This window comes from Streptomyces sp. NPDC051018, assembly GCF_044456085.1.
Classification (GTDB): Bacteria; Actinomycetota; Actinomycetes; order Streptomycetales; family Streptomycetaceae; genus Streptomyces.
Genome location: NZ_JBITFN010000001.1, coordinates 70,032 through 96,750, shown reverse-complemented (window position 1 = coordinate 96,750; position 26,719 = coordinate 70,032). Strand labels below are relative to the sequence as shown.

Genomic DNA, 26,719 nt, shown 5'->3' with positions numbered 1-26,719 from the left:
GGCGGGCGCCCCGCACAAGGCGCCCGCCCCTTCTTTCCGTGCTCCGGAGCCACCGCCGGCCGTTGAGGGTTGAGGTACGGCCGGCGGCGATCCGGGGTCCAGGAGGGCCTGGGCGGCCCCCGGACGGCCTCAGCGGGAGTCGCTGCCCTTCGAGCCCGCCGCCGCGCGCCCGGCCTCCAGCCGCGCCACCGGGATCCGGAAGGGCGAGCAGGAGACGTAGTCGAGACCCACCTCGTGGAAGAAGTGGACGGACTCCGGGTCGCCGCCGTGCTCACCGCAGACGCCGAGTTTGAGATCGGGGCGGGTGGCGCGGCCGGCCTCCACCGCGTTGCGTACGAGCGAGCCAACCCCGTCCTTGTCGATGGTCTCGAACGGCGAGACCCCGAAAATGCCCTTCTCCAGGTAGGCGGTGAAGAAGGACGCCTCCACGTCGTCGCGCGAGAAGCCCCACACGGTCTGGGTGAGGTCATTGGTGCCGAAGCTGAAGAACTGGGCCGCCTCGGCGATCTGACCGGCGGTCAGAGCGGCGCGCGGCAGTTCGATCATCGTGCCGAGCGCCAGCTTCAGGTCCGTACCGGTGGCCGCCTCGACCTCGGCGATGACCCGCTCGGCCTCGTCCCGTACGATCTCCAGCTCCTGGACCGTGCCCACCAGCGGAATCATGATCTCGGCGCGCGGGTCGCCCTTGGCGTTCCTGCGGGCGGCGGCGGCCTCGGCGATCGCCCGTACCTGCATGGCAAACAGACCCGGGATGACCAGGCCGAGCCGGACCCCGCGCAGCCCCAGCATCGGGTTCTGCTCGTGCAGCCGGTGCACGGCCTGGAGGAGCCGCAGATCGTTCTCGTTGTGGTCCTTGCGGGACTCGGCGAGCGCGACGCGCACCGACAGCTCGGTGATGTCGGGCAGGAACTCGTGCAGCGGCGGGTCCAGCAGCCGGACCGTCACCGGGAGGCCGTCCATCGCCTCGAACAGCTCGATGAAGTCCTTCTTCTGGAGCGGCAGCAGCTTGTCGAGGGCTTCGGCGCGCTCGTCGTCGTGGTCGGCGAGGATCAGCCGCTCGACCATCTCGCGCCGCTCACCGAGGAACATGTGCTCGGTGCGGCACAGGCCGATGCCCTGGGCGCCGAACCGCCGGGCGCGCAGCGCGTCCTCGGCGTTGTCGGCGTTGGCCCGTACGCGCAGCCTGCGTACCCGGTCCGCGTACGCCATGATCCGGTGCACGGCGGCGACCAGCTCGTCGGCGTCGTCGGCGCCCGCGTGCATCCGGCCCTCGAAGTACTCGACGACCGGGGACGGCACGACGGGGACCTCACCGAGGTAGACCTTGCCGGTGGAGCCGTCGATGGAGACGACGTCCCCCTCCTCGACGACGGTGCCGTTCACGGTCATCCGGCGCCGCTTGGTGTCGACTTCGAGGTCCTCGGCGCCGCAGACACAGGTCTTGCCCATCCCCCGGGCGACGACGGCCGCGTGGGAGGTCTTGCCGCCCCGGGAGGTGAGGATGCCCTCGGCGGCGATCATTCCGTCGAGGTCGTCGGGGTTGGTCTCCCGCCGGATGAGGATGACCTTCTCCCCCGACCGCGACCACTTGACGGCGGTGTACGAGTCGAAGACGGCCTTGCCGACGGCGGCGCCGGGCGACGCGGCGATGCCCCGGCCCAGCAGGTCCACCTTGGCGTCCTCGTCGAAGCGGGGGAACATCAGCTGGGCGAGCTGGCCGCCGGTGACCCGCTGGAGCGCCTCGGCCTCGTCGATCAGCCCCTGGTCGACGAGCTGGGTGGCGATCCGGAAGGCGGCTCCCGCGGTCCGCTTGCCTACGCGGGTCTGGAGCATCCACAGCACCCCGCGCTCAATGGTGAACTCGATGTCGCAGAGGTCGAGGTAGTGGTTCTCCAGCGTCTCCATGATCTGCATCAGCCGGTCGTACGACGTCTTGTCGATCCGCTCCAGCTCGGCGAGGGGCACGGTGTTGCGGATGCCCGCGACGACGTCCTCGCCCTGCGCGTTCTGGAGGTAGTCGCCGTAGACGCCCTGCTGGCCGCTGGCCGGGTCGCGGGTGAACGCGACGCCCGTACCGGAGTCGGGGCCGAGGTTGCCGAAGACCATGGAGCAGATGTTGACGGCCGTGCCGAGGTCGTTGGGGATGCGCTCCTGGCGGCGGTAGAGCTTGGCGCGGTCGCCGTTCCACGAGTCGAAGACCGCCTTGACGGCCAGGTCCATCTGTTCGCGCGCGTCCTGCGGGAAGTCCCGTCCGGCCTCGGCCTTGACGATCTTCTTGAACTGCTTGACCAGCTTCTTCAGATCGCCCGCGTCGAGGTCGGTGTCGACGGTGACGTTCTTCGCGGCCTTGGCCTCCTCCAGCGCCTCCTCGAAGAGGTCGCCGTCGACGCCGAGGACGGTCTTGCCGAACATCTGGATGAGCCTGCGGTACGAGTCCCAGGCGAAGCGCTCGTCGCCGGACTGCTGGGCGAGGCCGGCGACGGAGCCGTCGGACAGGCCGATGTTGAGGACGGTGTCCATCATGCCGGGCATGGAGAACTTGGCGCCCGAGCGCACGGACACGAGCAGCGGGTCGTCGGCCTGGCCGAGCTTCTTGCCCTTGGTCGCTTCGAGGGCTTCGAGGTGCGCACTCACCTCGGCCCGGAGGGAGGGGGGCTCGGTGCCGCTGTCGAGGTAGACCTTGCACGCCTCGGTGGTGATCGTGAAGCCCGGAGGGACGGGCAGCCCGAGGTTGGTCATCTCGGCGAGGTTGGCGCCCTTGCCGCCGAGCAGATCCTTGAGGTCCCTGTTGCCCTCGGTGAAGTCGTAAACGAACTTCTGATCCTGGTGATCCTTGTTTTCCGACACGGCTCTCGACTCCCGAGGCTCAGTGGCTGCCCTGACGGCGAGGAACATACCCAGATCAAAGGCTTCTGGGTACGTCCACTTGGCCGACATACGGCCGTAACCACTCGTCCGCCACCGGATCGAAAGTTAACTGATGGGTAAACCCCCCAAGCCAGATCTTTCAAACCTTGAACACATCACTACCGAAGGCAGCCGATCGGCACCCAAGGGCGACTCTGTGTGGCGATTCGGTCGACCGGGTGAACGGTGACAGGGTGGCACGCAGTGCCACTCGTCCGAAAGATGCAGTCGACTCCAAATCGCTCATCTGAGCGTCACCCTTATCAAGGGTGGCGAGAATCACGCGACGGAAACACGAGCCGTTCCATCATCCGGACCGCCGGGGCACGCCCGCGCGCCCCGGCGCGAGCCAGCGGACCGGCGCCGGAGGTTCCGCCCCTCGGCGCTGCTGCGCGCACAGGGCCGCCCGAGCCCCGGCCACCGGCAGCAGCGACGGCACCACCGGGCCGGGATGCGATTCTGTCCGTACGGCGTCATCCGCCGACAGCATGCAAGCAACCGAAACCCCTGCCCGCACCGCTCCCTTCTCAGATGAGCACCCGCATCGACTCCCGCCACCGAACGGCCACCCCCAGCCCCAGGCAACGGCCACAACTCCAGCCCCTCCGGCCCTTGAGGGCGAAACCCGGGGCCCGGGCAACGGCAGCAAAACCAGCCCGTCCGACGCTTGAGGACAGACCTCAGCCCCAGGCAACGGCCACAAAACCAGCCCGTCCGGCGATTGAGGACGGACCCCGGCCCCAGGCAGGAACCACTTGGCATGCCCACCGGCCCGAAGCGCGAAAGCCCAGCCCGTCCGGCGATTGAGGACAGACCCCGGCCCGGGGAGAGGGCAAAACCCCCCGCTACCCCCCAGACGTATCCAGCTCCGCATCCGGCCCGACCCCCGCACAGTCGTACGGATCCTTCAGCCACCCGTCCGGCAGGACAACCCGGTTGTTCCCCGACGTACGCCCACGGGGCCCATCCGCGTCGGACGGCCACGGCTGATCCAGCTCCAGCCGCCCCAGCCCCTCGTCCAGCTCGGCGAGCGACGACGTGACGGCCAGCCGCTTGCGCATCTCGGAGCCGACCGAGAACCCCTTGAGGTACCACGCGACATGCTTGCGGAAGTCGATGACCCCGCGCGACTCGTCACCGATCCACTCCCCGAGCAGTTCCGCGTGCCGCCGCATGACCGCCGCGACCTCCCGCAGGGTCGGCGCGGCAGACGCACCCCCGCCCTCGAAGGCCGTGACGAGATCGCTGAAGAGCCAGGGCCGCCCCAGGCACCCGCGGCCCACGACCACCCCGTCGCAGCCGGTCTCCCGGACCATCCGCAGCGCGTCGTCGGCGGACCAGATGTCACCGTTGCCGAGGACGGGGATCTCGGGGACGTGCTCCTTGAGCCGGGCGATCGCGTCCCAGTCCGCCGTACCGCCGTAGTGCTGCGCCGCCGTACGTCCGTGCAGGGCGATCGCCGTGACGCCCTCCTCCACCGCGATCCGGCCGGCGTCGAGATAGGTGATGTGGTCGTCGTCGATGCCCTTGCGCATCTTCATGGTGACGGGGAGGTCCCCCGCCCCCGTGACCGCCTCGCGCAGGATCGCCCGCAGCAGGGGCCGCTTGTACGGAAGGGCCGAGCCACCGCCCTTGCGGGTCACCTTCGGGACCGGGCAGCCGAAGTTGAGATCGATGTGGTCGGCGAGATCCTCGTCGACGATCATGCGGACCGCCTTGCCGACGGTCACGGGATCGACCCCGTACAGCTGGATCGACCGGGGCGTCTCCGCCGCGTCGAAGTGGATCAGCTGCATGGTCTTCTCATTGCGCTCGACCAGCGCCCGGGTCGTGATCATCTCGCTCACGAAGAGCCCCCGGCGAGCGGTGGCCGCATCCGGCGCGCTCCGCGGAGGGAAGCCCCCACCGTCCCCGGCCTCCCCGACGCCCTCGGCGAACTCCCGGCAGAGCGTGCGGAAGGGCGCGTTCGTGATGCCAGCCATCGGCGCGAGCACCACCGGCGGCCGCACGGCGTGCGGGCCGATGGTCAGGGTCGGGGCGGCGGACGGGGCGAGCGTGGTCATTGCTCCATTGTCACGTATGGCGGCCTGCGCGCGGTGTCACAGCGGCCATATTCATTAGTTAGCCGTACTATCGACGCATGCCCGAGCTGACATCCCGACGGCGGCTCCTCGTGCTGGCGATCTGCTGTATGAGCCTGCTGATCGTCAGTCTGGACAACACGATCCTCAATGTCGCGCTGCCCTCCATGGGCAGGGAACTGAACGCCTCCGTCTCCGGGTTGCAGTGGACGATCGACGCGTACACCCTCGTCCTCGCCTCCCTGCTGATGCTCGCGGGCTCCACCGCGGACCGGATCGGCCGCCGCAAGGTGTTCATGGCGGGGCTGGTGCTGTTCACCGTGGGCTCGCTGCTGTGCTCGCTCGCACCCAGCCTGGATCTGCTGATCGTCTTCCGGATGGTCCAGGCCGTCGGTGGTTCCATGCTCAATCCGGTCGCGATGTCGATCATCACGAACACCTTCACCGAGCCGGCGGCGCGCGCCCGGGCCATCGGGGTGTGGGGCGGGGTCGTGGGGATCTCCATGGCCGCGGGGCCGCTGGTCGGCGGGCTGCTCGTGGACTCGGTCGGCTGGCGCTCGATCTTCTGGGTCAATCTGCCGGTGGGCCTCGCCGCGCTGCTGCTGACCTGGCGATACGTACCGGAGTCCCGGGCTCCGCACCCTCGGCGGGTCGACGTGGTGGGACAGCTGCTGATCATCGCGCTGCTGGGCTCACTGACGTACGCGATCATCGAGACGGACCTCGTCTTCGCGGTGATCGCGGCGGTCGCACTGGTGGGGGTGCTGCTGTACGAGCCGAGGCGGCGCGAGCCCCTGATCGATCTGCGGTTCTTCCGGAGCGCGCCCTTCAGCGGGGCGACGGTGATCGCGGTGGCGGCCTTCGCCGCGCTGGGCGGATTCCTGTTCCTCAATACGCTCTATCTCCAGGACGCGCGCGGGCTGTCCGCCCTGGAGGCCGGGCTCTACATGCTTCCGATGGCGGGCATGACGTTCATCTGCGCACCGCTGTCGGGGCGGCTGGTGGGCAGCCGGGGGCCGCGGCTGCCCCTGCTGGTCGCCGGGACCACGATGGCGGCGTGCGGGGTGATGTTCGCGGCGTTCGAGGCGGAGACCTCGGATGTGCTGCTGTTCACCGGGTACGTGCTGTTCGGCATCGGCTTCGGCATGGTGAACGCGCCCATCACCAACACGGCGGTCTCCGGTATGCCCCGCGCCCAGGCGGGTGTCGCGGCGGCGGTCGCGTCCACGAGCCGTCAGATCGGTCAGACCCTCGGCGTCGCGGTGATCGGCGCGGTGCTGGCGGCAGGTGTGTCCCTGGGGACGGGATCGCCGGCGGCCTTCGTCGCGGCGAGCCGGCCCGCGTGGTGGGTCATCACGGGGTGCGGGCTGTGTGTGCTGGTGGTCGGGGCGCTGACGAGCGGCCCCTGGGCGCGGGGGACGGCGCTGCGGTGCGCGGGGCGTCTGGAGACGGCGACGGAAGGGGGTGGGGGCGGGGATGGGCGGGGGGTGGGTCGGATCCCCGACGTGTGAGGGGTTGCCCTGTCCCGGGGTGCGGGTCCCCTCCGGGGTGGTCCTGTCCCGGAGCGCGGGTCCCCTCCGGGGTGGCCCTGTCCCTGAGCGCGGGCTTTGTCCTCAAACGCCGGACGGGCTGGATTCTGCTTCTCCGGGTGTCCGGTCTTGCCGGTGTGCCCCTGCCTGGGGCTGAGGTCCGTCCTCAAACGCCGGACGGGCTGGGATTGGCGCGCTTCGGCCCGCCGGACTTGCCAAGTGACCCACACCCCGACCCCACGTCCGTCCTCAAACGCCGGACAGGCTGGAATGCGCACGCCGACCCACCGGCCACGCCAAAGCAACCCACACCCCAGCCCCACGTCCGTCCTCAAACGCCGGACCAGCTGGAATGCTGGAGGGCGCAGTACGGAACCCCGGGGCGCTTGGTGCGCTCCGGGGTTCCGGTGGTGTGTGCGAGCTGGTCAGTCCTCGGTGCTGGTGTCGGTCTGGGCGCGCTCACGCATCTTGCGCAGTAGCTCCGCCTTCTGGTCGGCGGCGGTCTTGCGGTCGGCGTTGCGGGTGGGGCCGTTGCCCTGCTGGTCGGCCCGGGACAGCTTCCTGCGCTGTCCGCCCACGCCGAGGAGGTTGTTACGGCTCTTGGCCACGGGGTTCTCCCATCGTGGTGAGAAGTGACTGCGGAATCGTCAGATGCGGGCGGAGGAGGTCCGCCGCGCTCTCACTCGTAGATCTGGAAGAACGAGTACATGGAGGGGACGTTACCTCCCCTGTGTGCACACGGCACCCGATTTTCCGGCCGTGCCGCGGTCGTCCTCCCGCACCCGTCACCGTCGGTCCGGGCGTCGGTACGGGCCGTCGGTACGGGCGTCCGTGACAAGCACGGGGCCGACGGGGAACACTGCCCCGCCGACCCCTGCGCGTACGGCCGTACGACCGTCAGCAGCCCACCAGACGGGCGCCGAGGTATGCCTGGATCTGGTCCAGGGAGACCCGCTCCTGCTTCATGGTGTCGCGCTCGCGCACGGTCACCGCGTCGTCGTCGAGGGTGTCGAAGTCGACGGTGACGCAGAACGGCGTACCGATCTCGTCCTGGCGGCGGTAGCGGCGGCCGATCGCGCCCGCGTCGTCGAACTCGATGTTCCAGTTCTGCCGCAGGTCGGCCGCGAGCCCCTTGGCCTTCGGGGAGAGCTGCGGGTTGCGGGAGAGGGGCAGCACGGCGACCTTGACCGGCGCGAGGCGCGGGTCGAGGCGCATCACGGTGCGCTTCTCCATGACGCCCTTGGCGTTGGGGGCCTCGTCCTCGTTGTACGCGTCGAGGAGGAAGGCCAGCATCGCGCGGCCGACACCGGCCGCGGGCTCGATGACGTACGGCGTCCAGCGCTCGCCGGCCTCCTGGTCGAAGTACGACAGGTCGTGGCCGGACGCCTTGGAGTGCGCCGAGAGGTCGAAGTCGGTGCGGTTGGCGACACCCTCCAGCTCGCCCCACTCGCTGCCGCCGAACCGGAAGCGGTACTCGATGTCGGCGGTGCGCTTGGAGTAGTGGGAGAGCTTGTCCTTGGGGTGCTCGTACCAGCGCATGTTCTCCTCGCGCAGACCGAGCCCGGTGTACCAGCCCCAGCGCTGGTCCATCCAGTACTGCTGCCAGTGCTCGTCCTCGCCGGGCTTGACGAAGAACTCCATCTCCATCTGCTCGAACTCACGCGTACGGAAGATGAAGTTGCCGGGCGTGATCTCGTTGCGGAAGGACTTGCCCATCTGCGCGATGCCGAACGGCGGCTTCTTGCGCGAGGTCTGCTGGACCTGGGCGAAATTGGTGAAGATGCCCTGCGCGGTCTCGGGCCGCAGATAGGCGACGGAGCCGGAGTCCTGGGTGGGGCCGAGGTGGGTGGCGAGCAGGCCGGAGAACTGCTTGGGGTCGGTGAAGGCGCCCTTGTTGCCGCAGTTCGGGCAGTTGATGTCCGCGAGGCCGTTCTCGGGGGTCCGGCCGTGCTTCTCCTCGTACGCCTCGATCAGATGGTCGGCGCGGTAGCGCTTGTGGCAGGAGGTGCACTCGGTGAGCGGGTCGGTGAAGGTGGCGACGTGCCCGGACGCCTCCCAGACCTCGGTGGCCAGGATGACCGACGAGTCGAGGCCGACGACGTCCTCCCGCGAGGTGACCATGTAGCGCCACCACTGGCGCTTGATGTTCTCCTTCAGCTCGACACCCAGCGGCCCGTAGTCCCAGGCGGCCTTCTGACCACCGTAGATCTCACTGCAGGGATAGACGAAGCCACGGCGCTTGCTCAGGTTGACGATCGTGTCGATCTTGTCGGCGGCCACGGTGCTCTCTTCATAGGGGACGACGGCTAAGGGCGAATGCTTCAGATTACCGGCGGGCGCACCCCCCGGATCAAATCGGCGGCCGTCACCCGCGCCCGGGAGCAGCGGACAGACGGCGGAGCGAGGACGGACGGACGGCGAACGGACGGCCGACGGCACCGGACGGGAAGCGGCGGAGAGCGTGCGGGGAGCGGACAACGGCCGTGCGGAGAGCGTTCGGGAAGGGTTCTCCGGGGCCTTGTTGACAATCGTTTCCAATTTTGTTGAAAATGACTGTCATGAACGTACGACGCCTCATACGTCCCTCCGCCGCCGCGGGAGCCATCGCCTTCGGTCTGGTCGCCCTCTCCGCCTGCTCTGGCTCCTCCGCCTCGGACGGCAAGGAGAACGGCAGGCTGAAGGTGGTGGCGTCGTTCTATCCGATGCAGTACCTCGCCGAGCAGATCGGCGGCGACCATGTCGCGGTCTCCACCCTCACCAAGCCGGGTGTCGAGCCCCATGACCTGGAGCTGAAGCCGCGCCAGACCGCCCAGCTGGGCGAGGCGGGCTACATCCTCTACCTCAAGGGCGTCCAGCCCGCCGTGGACAAGGCCATCGAGCAGGCCGACGTACCGCACAAGACGGACGCGGGCACCCTCACCGAACTGGAGACCCACGGGGCCGGGCACAGCGACGACGACGGCCACGATCACGGCGAGGCGGGCGGCGACCCGCACATCTGGCTCGACCCGGTGAAGTACGCGGAGGTCGCCGAGGGAGTCGCCGACGGCCTCGCCGAGGCCGACCCCGACAACGCCGCCGCCTACCGGAAGAACGCCGAGGTGCTGACCGGCAAGCTGGCCGGGCTGAACACCCGGTACGAGCAGGGCCTGAAGAACACGGCCACCAAGACCTTCATCACCACCCACTCCGCCTTCGGCTATCTCGCCGAACGGTACGGACTGGACCAGGAGGGCATCGCCGGCCTCGACCCCGAGGCCGAGCCCAGCCCCGCCCGGATCAAGGAGATCCAGTCCATCGCGGTGAAGGAGAAGGTCGGCACCGTCTTCTTCGAGACGCTCGCCGACGACCGGGCCGCGAAGACCCTGGCGAAGGACACCGGTCTGCGGACGGACGTCCTCGACCCGCTCGAAGGCATCACCGACCAGTCCAGGGGCCGCGACTACATCCAGGTGATGGACTCCAATCTCACGGCACTGCGGAAGGCACTGGGGGCGAAATGACGGGGAACAAGGGCGGCGCGCCCGACCGGAACAGCGGCGGCGGCGAGCCCGTCATATCCGTCCGTGACGCCCGCGCCACACTGGGCTCACGGACCGTGCTGCGGGGCATCGACCTCACCGTCGAGCGCGGCGAGGTCGTCGCGCTCCTCGGGGCGAACGGCTCGGGCAAGTCCACCGCCGTACGGTCCGTGATCGGCCAGGTGCCGCTCACGGACGGGCGGATCGAGCTGTTCGGGACCGAGCTGCGCCGCTTCCGGCAGTGGGCCCGGGTCGGATACGTACCGCAGCGGACCACCGCCGCGAGCGGAGTTCCCGCGACCGTCCGCGAGGTCGTCTCCTCGGGGCGGCTCTCCCGTGCCCGGCTGGGCCGGCTCTCGCGGGCCGACCGGGCCGCCGTGGACCGCGCCATCGAACTCGTCGGCCTCTCCGACCGGGCCCGGGACCCCGTGGGCGCCCTCTCCGGCGGCCAGCACCAGCGGGTGCTGATCGCCCGCGCGCTCGCCTCCGGGCCCGAGCTGCTGATCATGGACGAGCCGATGGCGGGCGTCGACCTCCCGAGCCAGGAGGTCCTCGCCGGGACCCTGCGCGAGCAGGTCGCCGCCGGTACGACCGTGCTGCTGGTCCTCCATGAGCTGGGTGCGATCGAGCCCCTGATCGACCGGGCCGTGGTGCTCCGCGACGGCTGCGTGGTCCACGACGGACCGCCGCCCGAGGCCGTCGGCCAGCACGCGCTGCCCGGGCACGACCACGTACATCCGCACGCGGCCGGTGAGCCGCTCCGCACGGGACTGCTGACCTGATCATGGAAATCCTCGAAACCGCGTTTATGCAGCGGGCGCTGATCGCGGCCGTACTGGTCGGGATCACCGCGCCCGCCGTCGGCATCTATCTCGTCCAGCGGCGGCAGGCGCTGATGGGCGACGGCATCGGCCATGTCGCCATGACCGGTGTCGGCCTCGGCTTTCTGCTCTCCACCAACCCGATCTGGATGGCGACCCTCGTCTCCGTCGCCGGCGCGATCACGATGGAGCTGATCAGGGCGTACGGAAAGACCCGCGGCGATATCGCGCTGGCGATGCTCTTCTACGGGGGCATGGCGGGCGGTGTCCTGCTGATCAATGTCTCCGACACCGGCTCGACGGCCAATCTCAGCTCCTTCCTCTTCGGCTCGCTCTCCACCGTCTCGGACGCCGACCTGACCGCGATCGCGCTCCTCGCGGCCTTCGTCGTCCTGGTCTCCCTGGGGCTGCGGCGGCAGCTGTTCGCCGTCAGCCAGGACGAGGAGTTCGCACGGGTCACCGGGCTTCCCGTGCGGGCCCTGAACCTGCTGATCGCGGTCACCGCGGCGGTCACCGTCTCGGTCGCGATGCGCGTGGTGGGGCTGCTGCTGGTGAGCGCCCTGATGGTGGTACCGGTCGCGGCGGCCCAGCAGATCTCCCGGTCCTTCCGGACGACCTTCGCCCTGGCGGTGGCGATCGGCGTGGCGGTGACGCTGGCGGGCACCACCACCTCGTACTACCGGGACGTACCGCCGGGCGCCACGATCGTGCTGCTCGCCATCGGTGTCTTCATCGCGCTGACCGCGCTGGCGACCCCGCTGGCACGGCGGCGGGCGCGTGCGGTGGAGGACACCGGGGCCGTCTGCCCGCCCGAGGTGCCGCGCAGCCGGGCCTCCGGCGACGATGTCAAGGTCTGATGGACGGACCGGAGGCTTGACTCGTCCGGCCCCCGGTCCGAGCCTGGCAGAATTGCCCCGACAGGCATGTGCGGCGAAGCGAGGAGGCACCCGTGGTGACGGCGCCCAGCGGCGGTAACACCGTCCCAGTGCGAGGCCGGTCGACCCGGCAGCGTGCCGCGGTGGCGGCGGCGCTGAACGAGGTGGACGAATTCCGCAGCGCACAGGAACTGCACGACATGCTCAAGCACCGGGGCGACTCGGTGGGGCTCACCACCGTCTACCGGACCCTTCAGTCGCTGGCGGACGCCGGCGAGGTCGATGTGCTGCGGACCAGCGAGGGCGAGTCGGTCTACCGCCGCTGCTCCACCGACGACCACCACCACCATCTGGTCTGCCGGATGTGCGGCAAGGCGGTCGAGGTCGAGGGGCCCGCGGTCGAGACCTGGGCGGAGTCGATCGCCGCCCAGCACGGCTATGTGAACGTCGCGCACACCGTGGAGATCTTCGGCACCTGTGCGGAGTGCGCGGAGGCGCCCAAGGCCTGACCCCGGACGCGTACCCGGGCCGAGGGCCCGGCCCACGGTCCCGTGCCCGCACCCGGCGCTCCCGTGCCCGTACCGGAGGGTCACCCGTCGCCCGGCGTCCCCGGAGCAAGAACGGTCCCCGGGGCCCGCGCACGGTGCCACGCGCCCGTCGTCCGGACCTTGTGCCACGAACCCGGCGCCCGTACACGTACACGTACACGTACCGGAGGGTCACCCGTCGTCCGGCGGCTGTCACCCCGGGCGACCGGCGGGTCAGCGGTCGGAGCCGCTTCAGCCGCCGGTCCGGCACGGCTCAGGGCCGGGCCGTCCGGCCGTCCGGGCCGCTCGTCCGCTGCCCCCGCCGGCGCGGCACGATCGGCTGGGGCCGTCTGCCGGCGCCCGGGCCCGGCACAGGGACGCAGCCGCCTCCGCCGGTCAGGCCGTGCTCCCTCCGGGGACCTCATTGGGCTTCGCCCCGCCGAAGCGGCGGTCGCGCTGCGCGTACTCCAGACAGGCCCGCCACAGATCGCGGCGGTCGAAGTCCGGCCAGAGCACATCCTGGAAGACCATCTCGGCGTAAGCGCTCTGCCAGATCAGATAGTTGGAGGTGCGCTGCTCTCCGCTGGGCCGCAGAAAAAGATCCACATCCGGCATGTCCGGGTAGTACAGATACTTCTGGAACGTCTTCTCATTCACCTTGCCGGGGTCGAGCCTGCCCGAGGCGACATCCTCCGCGATCTTCCGCGCGGCGTCGGCGACTTCGGCCCGTCCGCCGTAGTTGACGCAGAAGTAGAGCGTCATGGCGTCATTGCCCCGGGTCTGCTCCTGGGCGACCTGGAGCTCCTGGACGACGGACTTCCACATCTTCGGCATCCGGCCGACCCAGCGGATACGGATGCCGAGTTCGTCCATCTCGTCACGGCGGCGGCGGATGACGTCACGGTTGAAGTTCATCAGGAAGCGGACCTCGTCGGGCGAGCGCTTCCAGTTCTCGGTGGAGAAGGCGTAGAGGGAGAGGTTCTTGACGCCGATCTCCAGACAGCCCTTGAGCACATCGAGCACCACGCCCTCGCCGACCTTGTGGCCCTCGGTACGGGGCAGTCCGCGCTCCTTGGCCCAGCGGCCGTTGCCGTCCATGACGCAGGCCACGTGATTCGGCACCAGCTCACCCGGGATCTTCGGCGGCCGGGCGCCGGAGGGGTGCGGCTCGGGGACCTTGTACTCGCGGCGGGACCGGCCCAGGATTCCGCGTCGTGCCATGCGGCTCACATCTCCCATGTTCTGCTTGTGCTTCTCGCTACTTCTCGACATAGCGGAGCGAGCGCAGTCCGCGCTCCAGATGCCAGTGCAGATACGCGGACACCAGCCCGCTCCCCTCCCTGACGTGCCGCGCCTCGCAGGCGTCCGCCGTCGGCCAGTCACCGGTCAGCAGCGCACTGAGCAGTCCGATGGCCTCCGCCGAGGGTACGACGCTTCCGGGTACCCGGCAGTCACCGCAGACGACGCCCCCGGCCGCGACGGAGAAGAACCGGTTCGGGCCGTCGAGCCCGCAGCGGGCGCAGTCGCCGAAGCTCGGCGCGTACCCGTTGACCGCGAGGGAGCGCAGCAGGAACGCGTCGAGGATCAGATGCGGGGCGTGCTCCCCCTGGGCCAGGGCCCGCAGTCCGCCGACGAGCAGGAGGTACTGCTGCACGGCGGGTTCGCCCTCGTGGTCGGTGAACCGCTCGGCGGTCTCCAGCATGGCGGTGCCCGCGGTGTACCGGGCGTAGTCGCCGACGATCGCGCCGCCGTAGGGCGCGATGGTCTCGCTCTGTGTACACAGCGGCAGCCCGCGCCCGACCAGCTCACTGCCGCGGGCGAAGAACTGCACATCCACATGCGAGAACGGCTCCAGCCGCGCCCCGAACTTCGACTTGGTCCGCCGCACCCCGCGCGCGACGGCCCGCACCCGCCCGTGCCCGCGGGTGAGCAGGCTGATGATGCGGTCCGCCTCGCCCAGCTTCTGGGTGCGCAGGACGACGCCGTCGTCACGGAACAGGCTCATCCCCCCATTGTCCTGTACGCCCGGCCCGCGACGGCACTCACCCGGCCATCCCGGGTGCCCCCCGGACCGGGGCCGTCTTCGCCGCCGTCCGTCGCACTCCCGGGCCCGCCGCCCACCCGTACGCACGGGCATGGATCGTGCAGGAGGGCGGGCAGGACCCCGCCGCCGCGACCGACGGGATCCGGCAGACCCGGGAGACGGCCCGGGTCGGGGCCGGGCCGTGACCGCATGGGCTGGGACCACGGCACCAGAGGTCACGGGGTTCCGGTGCGGACGGCCGCCAGGTCCGCGAGGACTTCCGCCCGCCAGTCGGGGGACAGCCGGGCGTGCAGTACGGCCGACCCTCCGGCGACCAGCGGATACCGGAGGAACCGCCGCAGCGCCTCGGCCCCGTTGTACCGGGTCCCCCAGCCGCGCAGGTCGTCCGGGGTGACATCCGTCTCCTCGCGATGGGAGCCGACCGTGAACGAGGCCCGCATCTCCGCTTCGATCCGGCGTGTTCTGAGGTCGAGCGGGCTGCCGTCCCCGATCGTGACCGGTTCGCCCCGGTCCAGCCGTGCCAGGGCGCCGGACACCTCGGGGAAGCCGTCGAGTCCCGACTCGGCCGTCAGCCTGCGGAGCTGCCGCAGGAACAGCCGCCGCAGCACCTCGTCCGGGTTCGCGACGACGACGGCTCCGAGGTCGAAGTCCCGCATGTCCTCGGGGTCCAGGTCGAACTCCCCGTCCGGGCCCGGGTCCAGATCCGGATCCGGGTCCTGGAGGTCATCGGGGAACGGCAGGACGAGACCGGACGGCAGCTCCCCACGGGTGGCCTCGTCCGGGTCGAAGACGATCCCGAAGTCCGGCCGCAGCTCGGCCAGCAGCTCCGCGTACGAGGCGCGCGCGGACGCCCAGGGATCCCCCGCCACCGGGTCGTAGGCCGTCTGCTCCTGGCGGTCGGCCGACGGTCGCCCGTCCTCGTACACCGTGCGGGTCACGCCGACGCCCTGCTGGTACAGCAGGATCGCGCGGGTCCCGGCCGAGACCCTGCGCAGCACCTCGGGCCGCCGCAACTCCGAGTTATTCCGCCAGGTGTCCCCCGCGTCCTGCACCACGAAGCTCCACGCACCGCACGTCCCCGCCCGGACCATCGGCCGGGCCGCGCCCCACAGCCGCGAGGCCGCGAACACCGCCTGCTCCCTGTCCCGTCCCCGCAGCGACCCGGGTATCACGCCCATGCGGAGCAGCACGTCACCGGGGGCGACGTTCTCGGCGAAGAGGACGTCCGGCTGGTACGGGACCTTGTCCTGCCGCCGGTACACGACACGGGCGAACGACAGGGACGCGGTCCCCGGGTCCTGCACATGGGGCGGCGTTCCGGTGTCGGCGCCCGGCAGGAAGGGCGACTCGGAACGGGCCGGTCGTTCCGGCTCGGGCTCTCCCGCGCGCTCCGCGAGATCCAGCAGGGACACCGGGTCGCCGACCGGACTCGGGACACCCTCCCAGAGCAGCGCGCCGCCGTACGCCACCGGCACTTCACCGTTCACCGGACGCCGGTGCTCCAGCGCGTCGGCGAGGTCCGCCAGCATCTCCCGCAGCGATCTCCACTCCGTGAACGACGGCGCGTCCCCGGTGAAGAAGCGCCCGACGCGCCCGTAGTCCTCGCTGTCGCGGCAGGTGACGAACCGCCCGTCGTAGGTGTCCCCGGCCACCCCCCGGGTGATCACCAGCCATTCGTCACGCCAGAGCGCCGACAGTTCATGGTCTTCCTCACCGGATTCCTCCGTGTCCGCGCCCATGTCCCGCCAGAACAGGGTGTGCGACACGATGTCCGCGAGGGAGGCCGGCTCGACGCCGGTCAACTCCAGCGCGGCGGCACCGGAGTCCGTACCGTCGTGGCACAGCAGCGAAGCCACCAGGTCCGGGCAGAACGTGACCCCCAGCGTCCGCTCCGCCTCCGCTATCTCCTCCTTGCCCGCGGGCGGGCGCAGCGCCCTCAGCGTCTCCGGCGCGTGCTCGGCGAGCCATGCGTCGACACGGGCCCAGGACTCCTCCACGGGCGGTGGCGCGGTCCGATCGTCTCGGTTGATGACCATGCCGAAAACCGTAACCGCCGCCACTGACAGTCAAGAGGAGCGGAGGAGTTGAACTCCCGGACGCTCCGACTGTGGTTGAGCGGGGCACAGTGGGCATACGTTCCTCAGAGGCGGCCGCAGAGAACCCCACAGGCCCCGTGCTCGATCCCCGTGCTCGATACAGAGACACGGACCGTGCCCCCGTTCACGTTCGCGTTCACGCCCCATCGCCCGACGGTCGACAGTCACCCGTACGTTCTCCCCGACGAGGAGATCCGATGACCGCTCACCACCGTCCGCGTACCCGATTACGAGCACTGACCGCGGTGGCCTGCACCGCCGCTCTCGGCGCTGCCCTGCTCACCGGCGCCACTCCCGCCGCATCCGCGTCGGCATCCGCTTCCGCCTCCACCTCCGCCCGCGCCGAAGACCCACCCGGGCGCAAGGTGGTCGGCACCTACACCAACTGGGGCGTCTACGGCCGCGACAGTCACATCAAGGACCTCCGGACCTCGGGCGCGGCGGAGAGACTGACGCACATCCGGTACTTCCACGGCCGCGTCGAGGAACGGGGCTGCTTCCCCGGGGACGCGTATGCCGACTTCGACAGGCACTACGGCGCCGCCCAGAGCGTGGACGGCACCGCCGACACCTGGGACCAGCCGGTGTGGGGCAATGTCAATCAGCTGCGGAAGCTCAAGAAGCTCCACCCCCGGCTGAAGGTCGTCTGGTCGTTCACCGACTGGTCCCGGCTGGGCGACCTCGGTGAGTCGCCGGCCGAGGCCCGGAGGTTCGCCCGGTCCTGCCGGGCGCTGGTGGAGGACCCGCGCTGGGGTGATGTCTTCGACGGGATCGACATCGACTGGCAGTATCCCCATCCCGGTGACGAATCGTTCCGGACGCTGATGTCGGCGATGCGCGCGGAGTTCGGCGGTGATCTGGTCACGGCGACCGTCTCCGGCGACGCCGCACCGGGCGGCACGATCGACGCGATCGACTACGCGGAGGCGGCCGATGACGTGGACTGGTTCAACCTGATGACGTACCGGCTGTACGGCCGGCACGAGACCCGCGGTCCGACCGCCCCGCACGCCCCGCTGCGCGCCTACCCGGGAATTCCGCACCGGTACGCGACCGTCGACGCGGCGATCCGGAAGCTCAAGGACCATGACGTCCCCGCCGGCAAGCTGCTGCTCGGCGTCTCCTTCGAGGGCCACGGCTGGACGGGGGTGACCCGGTCCACACCGGGAGGGACCGCGACAGGGCCCGCACAGGGGACGGAGCAGCCGGCCGTCGACCTCTACCGCGCGCTGAAGACCAGATGCCCGGCCACCGGCCGGGCCGGCGGGACCGCCTACGCCCACTGCGGCGCCGAGTGGTGGAGCTACGACACCCCGGACACGATCGCGGACAAGGTCGCGTACGGGAAACGGCAGAGACTCGGCGGCACCTTCCTGTGGGAACTGAGCGGCGACACCCCGGGGGGTGAGCTGATCAAGGCGGTCCGCTGACGACGGAGCACGGACCCTCCGAGCCCTGCCTGCATCACCCGTCCACAACCTCCCGAGGCAATACACCTACCGCTCGCCCGGGACCACCAGGCCCGACTCATACGCGACGATGACGAGTTGGGCCCGGTCCCGGGCGCCCAGTTTGCCCATGATGCGGCTGACATGGGTCTTCGCGGTGAGCGGGGACAGTCCGAGCGCCTCCGCGATCTCCGTGTTGTTCAGTCCGCGGGCGACGAGGGCGAGGACCTGGCGCTCGCGCTCGGTGAGATCGCCGGGTCCGGCCCCGGGGATCAGCGGCGGGGTTCGGGGGCTGCTGAGGACCCGGGCGATCAGCCGGGCCGTGGGGCCCGGGGAGAGCAGGGAGTCGCCCGCCGCCACCGTGCGGATCGCGGTGAGCAGATCCACGGGACGGGTGTCCTTCACCAGGAACCCGGAGGCGCCCGCCCGCAGCGCGTCGACGACGTGGTCGTCGGTGTCGTACGTGGTGAGGACGAGGACCCTGACGCCCGCGAGGTCCTCGTCCGCGGCGATCAGCCGGGTCGCCTCGATCCCGTCGAGCTGGGGCATGCGGATGTCCATGACGACCACGTCGGCCCGTGCGGAGCGGGCCAGTTCGGCGGCCTCCGCGCCGTTGCCCGCCTGCCCGACGACCTCCATGTCGGGGGACGACTCGATGAGCATCGCGAACGAGGCCCGTACGAGCTGCTGGTCGTCGGCGAGCAGTACGCGGATGGGACTGGAGCTCATGCGAACGCCTCCGGTTGCTGGAGCGGCAGGAGTGCCGTCACCTGGAACCCTCCGCCGTCGCGGGGACCGGTGGAGAGTGTGCCGCCGACGCTGCGGGCGCGTTCGCGCATGCCGACGATGCCGTAGCCGGGCACGCCTCCCTCGGAGGCGGAGCCGTCGCCGTCGTCGGTGACCGTGACGCGCAGGGCGGGGCCCTGGCGCTCGACGGAGACGGCGATCCGTGCGCCGGGGCCGCCGTGGCGTACCGCGTTGGTCAGGGACTCCTGGACGATGCGGTAGGCGGCGGCCCCGACGGCGGGCGGCGTGCGGTCGTCGCCGGTGCCGAGGGTCAGTTCGGCCCCGGCCGCCGTGACCAGTTCGGGCAGTGACGACAGATCGGGCAGCGGGCCGTCGTGGTCGGGTTGGTCGGTGCGCAGGACGGTGAGGGTGGTACGCAGTTCACCGCGCGCGGTCCGGCAGGTCTCGGCGATGTCGTCGAGGGCCTTGGCGATCGCCGCCCGGTCGAGCCGCTCGGGGTCGAGGCTCAGTACGTGGGAGGCGACGGAGGTCTGCACCCCGATGAGCGTGATGGAGTGCGCGAGGAGGTCGTGCAGATCACGGGCGATACGGACGCGTTCCTCGGCGACACGGCGGGCCGCCTCCTCCTCCCGGGTGCGCTCGGCGTGTTCGGCGCGGGCGACCATGGAGGCGAAGTAGCGGCGGTAGATGCGTACGTCCACACCGACGAAGAGGACGGCGATGATCCAGCCGGAGGTGCGCAGCGCCTCGACGCCCTGGTGGGCGCTGACGATGAACATCACGCTCAGGGCGATCCCCGTGGTGACGGCGCCGACGAAGAAGGTGTGCAGCGGCCGGGCGATCGTGGCCAGGGTGTAGAGGGCGATGAGGGACGCGGCCAGCGGCGCGACATGGGAGTAGTCGAGCGCGTGGTAGGGGCCCACGAAGACGACGGAGAGGGTGGTGGCCACAAAAGGGTGGGACCGGCGCCAGATCAGGGGGACGACGACACCGGCGAGGAGGAACCAGCCGAGCGCGTCCAACCCGCGTCCGTCGAAGGCCATATGGGCGAGTACGGCGGTGAACACACCGACGCATCCGGCGATGATCAGATCGTTGCGCGCCCGGTGCGGGGCCGAGAGCGGATCCCGGCTGACGGCCGTGAGGACGCGGTCCCCCAGGCTCTCACCACGGCGGGGGGCGCCGGTGCGGGCGCCGGTGGGCAGGTCGGTACCGGCGCCGGTCCGGGTGCGCGCGGAAGAGGTACGGGGCCGACCGGAGCCGGAGTCGTCCGGCCGGGTCTCCCCCCGGCGCGGGGACGCCCGCAGAAGCCCGCGCGGGAGGGAGAGGCGCCGCGGGGGATCCCCCGGAGCGCCGGTCCGGGCGCGCGCGCCGCTCCCCGCTCCGGCGGGCCCGCCTTCCGGCTCACGGACCGGAGGATCGGGAGCCTCGGCCCCACGGACCGGCGGCTCATGTCTCCCGGGAACTCCAGTCCCACGGCCCCCGCCCTCACGGACCGATGGATCGGGAGCCTTGGCCCCACGGGCTCCGGACGGCTCACCGCCCCCGGGCTCGCGGGCGCCCGTCGTACGGCCTTCACCCTCGCGGACCGGAGGTTCCGGGACTTCTGATGGTGGGTGCACGGTCTCCATCCTGCGGTACGGCTCCCCGAGTCCCCCGGGGTTCGAGGACTCCGGGGGACTCGGGGAGCGTGCTCATGCCCTCACGGGCGGCTTCCGGGCACCGCCGAGAGCTCCCGCTCCCCTTGCTCGGCGGAAGGCACCGCACCGGGGCGGGACAGCTTCCCCGGCCACCACACCTTGCGGCCCAGCAGCAGACTCGCGGAGGTCACCAGATACGTGCGTACCAGGAAGGTGTCCATCAGCACTCCGATCGCCACCAGGAAGCCCATCTCGACCATCATCACCAGCGGCAGGTTCATCAGCACCGCGAACGTCGCCGCGAGCACGATGCCCGCGGAGGCGATCACCCCGCCCGTGGTCCGCAGCGCCGTCAGGGCCCCCTCGGAGGGGTCCTTGCCCTCCAGGGCCTCCTCACGCATCCGGTGCATCAGGAAGATGCCGTAGTCGACGCCCAGCGCGACGAGGAAGACGAACGAGAACAGCGGCGTGGAGGGGTCGACCCCCTGGAACCCGAAGACCGGTTCGAAGACCAGCCCGCCCAGGCCCCAGGCCGCGCCCCACACCGCGACCACCGCGACGACGAGGATCACGGCGGCGACCAGGCTGCGCAGCAGTGCGATCAGAATCAGCAGCACCGCCACGAGGACCAGCGGGATCACGACCATGCGGTCACGGACGTTGGTTTCGTCGAGGTCGATCTGCTGGGCGCTCGGACCGCCGACGTACGCACCGTCGAGATCGGACCGCAGCTTCTTGATCGTCGTGGTCTCCCCCGCCGACTCGGGCGCGTCCTCGGCGAAGACGGAGATCTCGGTCCAGCCGTCCGCGCTCCGGCCGCGTTCGACGGCCGCGACACCGTCCGTGGAGCGTGCCTTCGCCAGGACGTCGTCGGCGCTCCCGGTCCGCGCGATCACACTGATCGGCTGACTGCTGCGCTCGGGGTAGGCGTCGGCCAGGGTCCGCATCGCCGAGACCGACTCGGGCCGGTCGGTGAAGCTGTCCTCCTGCTTGAGCGTCCCCGGCAGATTGAACGCGCCGAGGGCCAGGGCCCCCAGCACGACAGCACCGGTGACGAGGATCGCGACCGGCCGCTTCCCGGCCGAGGAGCCCATCCGCGCGAACAGCGAACGGCGGTGCTTGGGCTCGCTCCCGTACTCGGGGATCAGCGGCCAGAAGACCCGCCGCCCGAGCAGTACCAGCACCGCGGGAAGGAGCGTCATCATGGCGGCCAGCGCGCCCACGACTCCGACCGCGCCGACCGGGCCGAGACCGCTGGCGCTGTTGAGGTCGGCGGCCAGCAGGCAGAGCAGTCCGGCCGCGACGGTCCCGGAGGAGGCGAGGACGGCCGGTCCGCAGCCGCGCACGGCGGCGATCATCGCGTCGAGGGGCAGCCGGTGGCGGCGCAGTTCCTCGCGGTAGCGGGCGACGAGCAGCAGGGCGTAGTCGGTGCCCGCGCCGAAGACGAGGACGGTCATGATGCCCGCGCTCTGGCTGGTGACGGTGAGGTCGAAGCCCTGGACGAGCCCGTAGATCACGGCCCGGGTGGTGAGCGCGGCGACGCCGACGGCGAACAGCGGCACCAGCCACAGGAACGGGCTGCGGTAGGTGATGATCAGCAGGATCGTCACCACGATCACGGTGGCGACCATCAGGGTTCCGTCGATCGAGGAGAAGACCTCCTCCATATCGGTCTGGAGGGCGCTGGGTCCGCCGACGTCGACGCTCAGCCCGCCTTCTCCGCTCACCGCCCCGCGGACGTCCTCGACGAAGGCGGAGCGCGCCTTCTCGTCATTGCCCGGCTCGGTGGTGACGACCGGGACCATGAGGGTCTCGCCGTCCGCGGACGGTACGGGCCGGGCGGGTGCCGTCAACTTGTGCGCGGAGCTGATCTCGCCGGTCTGGCGCTCCACGGCGGCGCGGTCGGCAGCGGTCAGCCCGCCGTCGCGGTGGTAGACGAGGACCACCTCGGTGGTCTCGCCGCCGGGCAGCCGCTGCTCGATCTCGGCGACCTGGGTGGAGTCGGCGTTCGCCGGCAGATAGTCCACGATGTTGTCGCGCTGGACGTCCGCGAGTTTGCCCGCGAAGGGGACGGCGACGGCGATGACGGCGATCCAGAACAGGAGCACCGCCCAGGGCAGGGCGCGCCTGCGTCCGGGGGACCCCGGCGCCCCGGGCGGTTCCGGGTTCGTCGGCGGATGCTGCGTCGGTGTCACGGGACCCATGGGTCGTTCCCCTTCGTCACGGGTGTCAGAGCACCAGGTTCCCGCCGGGCGGCCGCGGATTCGTCCGGCGCCGGAGCGAGATGACGCGTACTGCCCGGGGTGACGCCGGGGTCCCGTTACTCCCCCGGGAGTACGGGCACGGCGCCGTTGAGATAGCGGCTCGGGGACGTGCCGACGGTACGGCGGAACGCGGCGAGGAACGCGCTCGCCGTCGCATAGCCGACCGAGTGCGCCACCCGGGACACGGGCTGCCCCTCGGCGAGCAGCGGAAGCGCCGCCCGCAGCCGTGCGTGGGTGCGCCAGCGGTCGAAGCTCATGCCGGTGTCGTGGACGAACAGCCGGGTCAGGGTCCGTCTGCTGACACCGACCTCGCGGGCGTGCGCCTCCAGGCCGCGCGGATCGGCGGGGTCGGTCAGCAGGGTGTCGGCGACGGCCCGCACCCGGGCGTCGACGGGCACCGGTACGTCGATGGGCGACGCCGGGAGGGGGCGCAGCAGATCCGGTACGACGGCTTCCGCCCGCAGCCGGGCGTCGTCGGGGAGGTCGTCGCGGCCGAGGTATCCGATGAGCCGGGCGAGCAGTCCGTCGACGGCGACCGGGGTGGGCTCGGTCCAGTCGACGGTGCAGCGGCCGGGTTCGAAGTAGAGCCCCTGGAGGACGGCTTCCCGGGTGGCGCCGGCGCGGTGGACGACCCCGGCGGGCAGCCACAGGGCGCGGGTGGGCGGCAGGACCCAGTAGGTCTCGCCGACGGCGACACCGATGACTCCGGTACGGGTCCAGGCCAGCATGTGCTGGGGATGGCTGTGCGCGTCGATCCACTCCCCCGAGGTGAGGGGGAAGCTTCCGACCACGATGGCACCGACCCGGGCGGGTGCGGGCCAGTGCGGGGCTTCGTTCACGATGTGATGTCCTCACGACGCTATGACCTGCCCTCTTAGCGTAACCGGGCCATCCGGGGCCAGGGCGCCCCCCTTCCTGCGGCCGGGGCGCGGGGGCGGCTTCCGGAGCGTTCGCCGGATGCGCGGGGCTCGCCGGAAGCCGCGTGCGAGCGCGTACGGACGCCGGATTCAGCGCCGCCGTCTCCGGCCGGGACCGGTCCGGCGCGGCGCAGGGGTGTTCGGCGGCCTCCGTCGCCGCAGGGAGCACGAGCGGACGGCGGGAGGCGGTGAGGGGCGCGCCAGGACACGGCGGGAACCACGGTCGTCAAGGGGCGGGCGGTCGTCCCGGGGCGGGGGTCGTCCAGAGGGCAGGCGGCCGTCCCGGAGACGGCGGTCATCCCGGAGGCGGGCCCGGCCCGTCCGTCACGAGGACAGCGTGCGGGCCGTCGTCAGCAGCCGGGTGGTGTCCGTGAGGGGCAGTTGGAGCGCCGTGCCCACGGTCGTCAGCACCTCGCGCTCGGCGGGGGTGTACGGCCCGTCCGCGAGGGCGATCCGGGCGCCCTGGAGGAGGATCGACTCCCGGCCGGCGGCCGCCAGATGGGGAGCCAGCGGCTCCAGGGCCTCGTGCAGTTCGATGGCGAGGGCCGCGCCGAAGGGCCCGGCGTCGGCGACGAAGCGGCCCGTGTCGGCGGCGAGCGCCTCGATCAGCGCGGTGAGCTGGTCCTCCGTACAGTCGTGGAGGCCCGCGGCGCGCACGGTGGCCACCGCGGTCTCCCGGACGGGGCGCGAGGAGGTGCCCCCGGAGGCGAGGACGGCGAGCGCGACGGTGTGCACGGCGTCGCGGAGCATCGCGGAGAAGCGGGCGGTGGTGGGGTGGTCGAGCGCGTCCGTGCCGAAGTGCCCGTGGCAGGCGGCGCATTCGACGACGGGGCCGGCTGATCCGCGCGGCAGCAGCGGAATGCCCAGCAGGGTGAACCGGCGGCGGCCGGTACGGCGGCGGTAGTTGCGGTCGCCTCCGCACGCCGTGCAGAAGAACTCCCCGTCTCCTACGGTGCTCCATGAGGTGTGAACGCCGCAGACCAGTACCTTCCGGCCAAATACTCCCCGGTCTGCCCGCACTGCGCACCTCCGTCACTCCCCCGCGGCCCCAGGGTCGCGGAAGGCACCACCACGGCAACACTGCCGCGTTGACGTGATGTTAGCCACAGGGATGTTGTGTCGTCAGCACCCTGGAGAAGGTATGCACGGACATGGCCGATTCCTCGCCCGTGCAAAGACCCCCAAAGGCCCCGGCGACGGCCATGGGGCCCGGGGGCCGCGGGGGTCGGCCCCGCGGGGGGCGAGGCGGACGGCCGCGCCCCCGGTGCCGTTTCCGGGAGGGAACGGTCCGGGAACGCGGCCGCGAGGGGATCCGCTCAGCGCGCGGCGCGGTTGACGGCGGAGACGACCGCCTTCAGGGAGGCGCGGGTGGTGTTGGCGTCGATGCCGATGCCCCACAGCACCTTGCCGTCGATCGCGCACTCGATGTACGAGGCGGCCTGGGCCGAGGCGCCCTCGCTCATGGTGTGCTCGGTGTAGTCCAGCAGCCGGGCGTCGACGCCCACCGCGTTCAGCGCGTCGAAGAACGCGGAGATCGGACCGTTCCCGGAACCGCTCAGCACGGTCTCGGCACCGTCCACGACCGCTTCGACGGTGAGCGTGTCCACGCCGTCGGTGTCGGTCGTGCTCTGCCCGGAGCGCAGCTGGACACGGCCCCACGGGTTCCCGGGGTTGGGCAGGTACTCGTCCTGGAAGATCCGCCAGATGTCGTTCGGGGTGACCTCGCCGCCCTCGCTGTCGGTCTTCGCCTGGATGATCCGGGAGAACTCGATCTGCATCCGGCGCGGCAGGTCCAGCTTGTGGTCGTTCTTCAGGACGTACGCGATCCCGCCCTTGCCGGACTGCGAGTTGACCCGGATGACAGCCTCGTACGAGCGGCCCACGTCCTTGGGGTCGATGGGCAGATACGGCACGGCCCACTCGATCTCGTCGACGCTCTTCCCGGCGGCGGCCGCGTCGGCCTCCATCGCGTCGAAGCCCTTCTTGATGGCGTCCTGGTGGGAGCCGGAGAAGGCGGTGTAGACCAGATCGCCCGCGTAGGGGTGGCGCGGGTGGATCTCCATCTGGTTGCAGTACTCGCTGGTGCGGCGGATCTCGTCGATCTGGGAGAAGTCGATCTGCGGGTCGACGCCCTGGGAGAAGAGGTTCATGCCCAGGGTCACCAGGTCGACGTTGCCGGTGCGCTCGCCCTGGCCGAACAGACAGCCCTCGATACGGTCGGCGCCCGCCATGATCGCCAGCTCGGCGGCGGCGACGGCGGTGCCGCGGTCGTTGTGCGGGTGCACGGACAGACAGACGTGCTCCCGGCGGGAGAGGTTGCGCGACATCCACTCGAAGCGGTCCGCGTGCGTGGACGGCGTCGAGCGCTCCACGGTGGCGGGCAGATTGAGGATGATCTCGCGGCCGGCCTCGGGCTGCCAGACGTCCATGACGCCCTCGCAGACGTCCAGCGCGAAGTCCAGCTCGGTATCGGTGAAGATCTCGGGGCTGTACTGGTAGCCGAAGACCGTCTCGGGGCCGAGCAGCTTCTCCGCGTACTCCATCACCAGCCGGGTGCCGTCCACGGCGATCTGCCTGACCTGCTCCTTCGAGCCGCGGAAGACGACCCGGCGGAAGGTGGGCGCGGTGGCGTTGTACAGATGGACGGTGGCCCGGTGCGCGCCGCGCAGGGACTCGACGGTCCGCTCGATCAGCTCCTCGCGCGCCTGGGTGAGGACGGAGATCGTCACGTCCTCGGGGATCGCGCCCTCTTCGATGATGGACCGTACGAAGGCGAAATCGGTCTCTCCGGATGACGGGAAACCGACCTCGATCTCCTTGTATCCCATGCGTACCAGCAGATCGAACATCTCCCGCTTGCGGGCGGGCGACATGGGGTCGATCAGCGCCTGGTTGCCGTCGCGCAGATCGGTCGACAGCCAGCGGGGGGCCTGGGTGATCCGGTTGTCCGGCCAGGTGCGGTCGGGGATGTCCACGGCCTCGTACCGGCCGTACTTGTGGATCGGCATCCCGGACGGCTTCTGGGTGTGGGTCGCGTTGGTGATGGGCGTCGGGCGGCCGACGGACTGATCGGACATGGCGCGGGCTCCTCGGAGGTCCGGTCTGGAAACTGGACGGCCGACGATTCGAAGCAGCAGCAGATCCCGCGGGGAGGGGGTCGGCCTACGACTACAGGCCCTCGCCGCGGCAGCTAAGAAGGAGCAGCCCGAAACGCATGATGCCTGGAAGCATAGCCGAGAGCCGAGAGATCAGTGCCCTCGTATCATGATGCGGGACACCCGGCGATTTTCGGCCATGCACGT

At 70.9% G+C, this 26,719-nt stretch carries 19 protein-coding genes; 6 read left to right on the top strand and 13 right to left on the bottom strand.

The features are described from left to right. Positions 1-129: 129 nt before the first annotated feature. Entirely contained in the window at positions 130-2,847 is a 2,718-nt protein-coding gene (ppdK, locus tag ACIBCM_RS00380) for a pyruvate, phosphate dikinase (protein WP_399238500.1), read from the bottom strand. 905 nt (positions 2,848-3,752) lie between these two features. Then, the gene (gene dusB, locus ACIBCM_RS00375) at positions 3,753-4,970 is read right to left on the bottom strand and encodes a tRNA dihydrouridine synthase DusB (protein WP_399238498.1); all 1,218 of its coding nucleotides are present in this window, start codon (positions 4,968-4,970) and stop codon (positions 3,753-3,755) included. A 77-nt stretch (positions 4,971-5,047) separates the two neighbouring features. Between dusB and ACIBCM_RS00370 the strand changes: the two genes are divergently transcribed. Further along, positions 5,048-6,499 (top strand): MFS transporter, encoded by a 1,452-nt coding sequence (locus ACIBCM_RS00370; protein WP_399238496.1) that lies wholly within the window; start codon positions 5,048-5,050, stop codon positions 6,497-6,499. Positions 6,500-6,942: 443 nt separating this feature from the next. On the opposite strand, the gene ACIBCM_RS00365 is transcribed toward ACIBCM_RS00370, so the two are convergent. Then, positions 6,943-7,125: a DUF6243 family protein gene (locus ACIBCM_RS00365; RefSeq protein WP_399238494.1), complete on the bottom strand. Its 183-nt coding sequence runs from the start codon at positions 7,123-7,125 to the stop codon at positions 6,943-6,945. 289 nt (positions 7,126-7,414) lie between these two features. Further along, positions 7,415-8,797, bottom strand: coding sequence for a glycine--tRNA ligase (locus ACIBCM_RS00360; protein WP_399238492.1), 1,383 nt, complete (start codon positions 8,795-8,797; stop codon positions 7,415-7,417). Positions 8,798-9,075: 278 nt separating this feature from the next. Between ACIBCM_RS00360 and ACIBCM_RS00355 the strand changes: the two genes are divergently transcribed. The 4 genes from ACIBCM_RS00355 to ACIBCM_RS00340 all read left to right on the top strand — a co-directional run bounded on the left by ACIBCM_RS00355 (position 9,076) and on the right by ACIBCM_RS00340 (position 12,243). After that, positions 9,076-10,020: a metal ABC transporter substrate-binding protein gene (locus ACIBCM_RS00355; protein WP_399238490.1), complete on the top strand. Its 945-nt coding sequence runs from the start codon at positions 9,076-9,078 to the stop codon at positions 10,018-10,020. Further along, the gene (locus ACIBCM_RS00350; protein WP_399238488.1) at positions 10,017-10,820 is read left to right on the top strand and encodes a metal ABC transporter ATP-binding protein; all 804 of its coding nucleotides are present in this window, start codon (positions 10,017-10,019) and stop codon (positions 10,818-10,820) included. The genes ACIBCM_RS00355 and ACIBCM_RS00350 overlap by 4 nt, the downstream gene beginning before the upstream one ends. A gap of 2 nt (positions 10,821-10,822) precedes the next feature. After that, positions 10,823-11,716, top strand: coding sequence for a metal ABC transporter permease (locus tag ACIBCM_RS00345; RefSeq protein ID WP_399238486.1), 894 nt, complete (start codon positions 10,823-10,825; stop codon positions 11,714-11,716). Positions 11,717-11,808: 92 nt separating this feature from the next. Beyond that, entirely contained in the window at positions 11,809-12,243 is a 435-nt protein-coding gene (locus tag ACIBCM_RS00340) for a Fur family transcriptional regulator (RefSeq protein WP_399238484.1), read from the top strand. A gap of 414 nt (positions 12,244-12,657) precedes the next feature. Here ACIBCM_RS00340 and ACIBCM_RS00335 read toward each other — a convergent pair whose 3' ends face one another. The 3 genes from ACIBCM_RS00335 to ACIBCM_RS00325 all read right to left on the bottom strand — a co-directional run bounded on the left by ACIBCM_RS00335 (position 12,658) and on the right by ACIBCM_RS00325 (position 16,341). After that, entirely contained in the window at positions 12,658-13,482 is an 825-nt protein-coding gene (locus ACIBCM_RS00335; RefSeq protein WP_399238482.1) for an isoprenyl transferase, read from the bottom strand. Between the two features lie 37 nt (positions 13,483-13,519). Then, positions 13,520-14,266 carry a DNA repair protein RecO gene (gene recO / locus ACIBCM_RS00330; protein ID WP_399238480.1) on the bottom strand — a complete coding sequence of 249 codons (747 nt, stop codon included), beginning with the start codon at positions 14,264-14,266 and terminating at the stop codon, positions 13,520-13,522. A 254-nt stretch (positions 14,267-14,520) separates the two neighbouring features. After that, the gene (locus tag ACIBCM_RS00325) at positions 14,521-16,341 is read right to left on the bottom strand and encodes an SMI1/KNR4 family protein (RefSeq protein ID WP_399238478.1); all 1,821 of its coding nucleotides are present in this window, start codon (positions 16,339-16,341) and stop codon (positions 14,521-14,523) included. A 257-nt stretch (positions 16,342-16,598) separates the two neighbouring features. Here ACIBCM_RS00325 and ACIBCM_RS00320 point away from each other — a divergent pair, with 257 nt between their 5' ends. Then, complete coding sequence (locus tag ACIBCM_RS00320) at positions 16,599-17,831, top strand: glycoside hydrolase family 18 protein (RefSeq protein WP_399238476.1); 1,233 nt, start codon at positions 16,599-16,601, stop codon at positions 17,829-17,831. Between the two features lie 66 nt (positions 17,832-17,897). Here ACIBCM_RS00320 and ACIBCM_RS00315 read toward each other — a convergent pair whose 3' ends face one another. From ACIBCM_RS00315 to leuA, 6 genes are all read right to left on the bottom strand, one after another. Continuing rightward, positions 17,898-18,578, bottom strand: coding sequence for a response regulator (locus tag ACIBCM_RS00315; RefSeq protein WP_399238473.1), 681 nt, complete (start codon positions 18,576-18,578; stop codon positions 17,898-17,900). Beyond that, the gene (locus ACIBCM_RS00310; protein WP_399239767.1) at positions 18,575-19,801 is read right to left on the bottom strand and encodes a sensor histidine kinase; all 1,227 of its coding nucleotides are present in this window, start codon (positions 19,799-19,801) and stop codon (positions 18,575-18,577) included. The genes ACIBCM_RS00315 and ACIBCM_RS00310 overlap by 4 nt, the downstream gene beginning before the upstream one ends. Before the next feature lie 497 nt (positions 19,802-20,298). Next, positions 20,299-22,440 (bottom strand): MMPL family transporter, encoded by a 2,142-nt coding sequence (locus ACIBCM_RS00305; RefSeq protein ID WP_399238471.1) that lies wholly within the window; start codon positions 22,438-22,440, stop codon positions 20,299-20,301. A gap of 116 nt (positions 22,441-22,556) precedes the next feature. Next, positions 22,557-23,339, bottom strand: a complete 783-nt coding sequence (locus ACIBCM_RS00300; protein WP_399238469.1) for an AraC family transcriptional regulator — start codon at positions 23,337-23,339, stop codon at positions 22,557-22,559. A 402-nt stretch (positions 23,340-23,741) separates the two neighbouring features. Beyond that, a complete protein-coding gene (locus ACIBCM_RS00295) occupies positions 23,742-24,437 on the bottom strand; it encodes a TerB family tellurite resistance protein (protein ID WP_399238466.1) in 696 nt (231 codons plus the stop codon). Between the two features lie 296 nt (positions 24,438-24,733). Then, positions 24,734-26,494, bottom strand: coding sequence for a 2-isopropylmalate synthase (gene leuA / locus ACIBCM_RS00290; protein WP_399238464.1), 1,761 nt, complete (start codon positions 26,492-26,494; stop codon positions 24,734-24,736). Positions 26,495-26,719 lie beyond the last annotated feature (225 nt).

Bases quoted from the DNA above. Each gene is read 5' to 3' on its own strand.
- dusB (WP_399238498.1), bottom strand. From the start codon at position 4,970: ATGACCACGCTCGCCCCGTCCGCCGCCCCGACCCTGACCATCGGCCCG.
- ACIBCM_RS00370 (WP_399238496.1), top strand. From the start codon at position 5,048: ATGCCCGAGCTGACATCCCGACGGCGGCTCCTCGTGCTGGCGATCTGC.
- ACIBCM_RS00355 (WP_399238490.1), top strand. From the start codon at position 9,076: ATGAACGTACGACGCCTCATACGTCCCTCCGCCGCCGCGGGAGCCATC.
- ACIBCM_RS00350 (WP_399238488.1), top strand. From the start codon at position 10,017: ATGACGGGGAACAAGGGCGGCGCGCCCGACCGGAACAGCGGCGGCGGC.
- ACIBCM_RS00345 (WP_399238486.1), top strand. From the start codon at position 10,823: ATGGAAATCCTCGAAACCGCGTTTATGCAGCGGGCGCTGATCGCGGCC.
- ACIBCM_RS00335 (WP_399238482.1), bottom strand. From the start codon at position 13,482: ATGGCACGACGCGGAATCCTGGGCCGGTCCCGCCGCGAGTACAAGGTC.
- recO (WP_399238480.1), bottom strand. From the start codon at position 14,266: ATGAGCCTGTTCCGTGACGACGGCGTCGTCCTGCGCACCCAGAAGCTG.
- ACIBCM_RS00325 (WP_399238478.1), bottom strand. From the start codon at position 16,341: ATGGTCATCAACCGAGACGATCGGACCGCGCCACCGCCCGTGGAGGAG.
- ACIBCM_RS00320 (WP_399238476.1), top strand. From the start codon at position 16,599: ATGACCGCTCACCACCGTCCGCGTACCCGATTACGAGCACTGACCGCG.
- ACIBCM_RS00315 (WP_399238473.1), bottom strand. From the start codon at position 18,578: ATGAGCTCCAGTCCCATCCGCGTACTGCTCGCCGACGACCAGCAGCTC.
- ACIBCM_RS00305 (WP_399238471.1), bottom strand. From the start codon at position 22,440: ATGGGTCCCGTGACACCGACGCAGCATCCGCCGACGAACCCGGAACCG.
- leuA (WP_399238464.1), bottom strand. From the start codon at position 26,494: ATGTCCGATCAGTCCGTCGGCCGCCCGACGCCCATCACCAACGCGACC.